Consider the following 2,321-nt stretch of genomic DNA (forward strand, 5'->3'; position numbering starts at 1 on the left):
TTGCACTTTTAGTTTTTACAGGATAAAAACCACACACAAAATAGTCGGCAAATAGTAACCCCAGAACTTGGCAGATAGCCTTATGAAGGCCATATTTTGCATAAATTGGAGTTTTCACACAGTCTGGGTCGTAAGCTAACGGTCAGTTCCAACTAAAAATCAATGCATTCTCGCAGGGGGTAGATGAGATTTTATTAGGCCGTAGGCCGGAATAAGACCACCCAAGCGTAGCGCGTGGTGGCGTTTCCGGCATATTCGATACTGGATGCCGGAAACGCTTATTCTCGCTTGCACTCGAAAAGTCTTATTCTGGCCTACACCGTTTCTGATATCCAATCTTCATATTGGATTTAAAAGAACTCAGCTATAACTTGATGTTCAAGTTTTTATTCATTGATTTTATAAAATGATGAAATTGAGTGGCATCCTTCTTGTCTTGCTTTACACTTTTTGCAATTAACGTCGCTAACCTGGCAGAGATTATTAGCATTTTTTGTGATAAAAAAGCGTCAACTACTTTTGGGCTTCTATAAAGGATGTCGTAATTGTCATGATGGGTTATTGGGTAACGTTGTCTATTTATTCATCTTACTGGTTTTGTTGGTGTTTTTATTTAGTGTTCACGGTTACGCACTATTTGGTATTGGCTGTCCACAGTGTGGATAGTCATTATCATTAGGGTTGTATAAAGACTCACTATTGGGTATGCGCTATCCCTTATTTGGAAACACCTTTTTATAGTATGGGCTGAGCGTCCCACATTATGGTTACGCGGTAACGAGATAAATTGTCTGGCGACATTTATGGCGGGTATGTGTGTTTATATAAAGCGTGTTGCACTATTTATAGTGGGATGAGCATTCCAAATAATGGGTTACCGTGTTCAGATGGTGAATGGTTCTGTTCAAATAAGTTGTATCTGGTTTTAAAATAGGGGATATCAAGCAAATAATATGTACAGACGGGTTCAATAGTTGGGTGAAATAAATTATGGATTTATGTTTAAAGTTGGCGCACTATTTGTCCACTGATATTTTTTACTAGATTTTTCTTTTAAGAGGATTCATCCCATGATTAATTCACCGACGATTCGACGTACCGATGCAGGCAGACGAGAACTCTTGCAGCATCTTAGTATTCAATTACCTAACTATACCTATATTTTAGAAATTAGTACGGCCGATTTAGGGTAAGTTCAAGCAGGTTCTGATTGGTTTGATTACAGCCTTAAGGTAGAAGAGGCAGGGCAACGTTATACCGATGGTAATTTTGCCCTTAAACGGGTGCTACGCGACGGCCCTAAGGGTGCAGTCATCAATCTGTCAGCACCGTTGGTAGTCATCACGCCGCCAACATCGGAACCTTATGCCGATATTATAGGTTTTTTAGGCGCTTTAATTGTACGTATTAAAAAGCACAAGAATTATACCGAAGCCATCGGTAAAGCGTTATATATTATTCCGCCACAAAGCCCTGCGCCTGATCCGGCCTTGTTACAACCTGATTTAACCTTTGACTTTAATGCTGGTCATCCGGTTTTGTATTGGTATCATAATGGTACGAATGCTTTGTTAATAGAAGCCGATTACGGCACCGGCTCGTTTAGTTTGGTTACCATTCAAATGACCACCCGTTTTGAAGATAGCACACCTTTGCCATCACCCGGTACCGTGGTGCTATGGAAGTATCGTGCTATTTATCGTATTCGAGATGCCTAAGTCGGGCAGTGGAGTAAAGTATTGGAAATAAGTGTTAAAGGATAGCTGATTAGCTATGTTAGTTGGCGTAAAGGCATCGCCATGCCTATCGCTTGTGTATTTATTTAGTTCCCCTCTTTGAAAAACAGGGGTTAGGGGATATTTTATTAGATAAATCCCCCGCTGCCCCCTCGCTTTGCTCTTCCCCTTTTTCAAAGGGGTAGGGGAATAACTACTCGCTTGTTAATAAAATAATTCGCAAAGATAACTTCTTGGCCTGTATGTTTTAGGGTGGGAAATATTGCGTGTTACCTTGCGTTTATGGACGATGAGTTCTTTTACTCGTTATTCCGGTTTTTTAGCTTGACTGAGGTAATTCCGGATAAGTTAAGCTGTTTTTGTTAGTCATTCGGTTGGCTATCTGATCTCGGCTATGATTTGATAGACTCAATGGGCATCATTTTTTAAAATCAATGAATAAAAACTTTAATATCAAGCAATACCTTCGCCAATTGGTATGAGTAATTTATAGATATCGGAGGAAGGAGGAGGAGAAAGGAGAAAGGAGAAAGGTCAGAGAAGGTAGAATACCGCTTCTAACAGAGCATTCGCACCCAAACTGAC

1 protein-coding gene is annotated in these 2,321 nt (G+C 40.2%); it reads left to right on the top strand.

All coding sequences use genetic code 11. The features are described 5' to 3' along the window. The first annotated feature begins 1,283 nt into the window (after window positions 1-1,283). A complete protein-coding gene (locus N7974_RS20360) occupies window positions 1,284-1,718 on the top strand; it encodes a hypothetical protein (RefSeq protein ID WP_262967362.1) in 435 nt (144 codons plus the stop codon). The last annotated feature ends 603 nt before the right edge of the window (window positions 1,719-2,321 follow it).

Origin of the sequence: Methylobacter psychrophilus (assembly GCF_025583945.1) — a bacterium.
Lineage (GTDB): Bacteria > Pseudomonadota > Gammaproteobacteria > Methylococcales > Methylomonadaceae > Methylobacter_C > Methylobacter_C psychrophilus.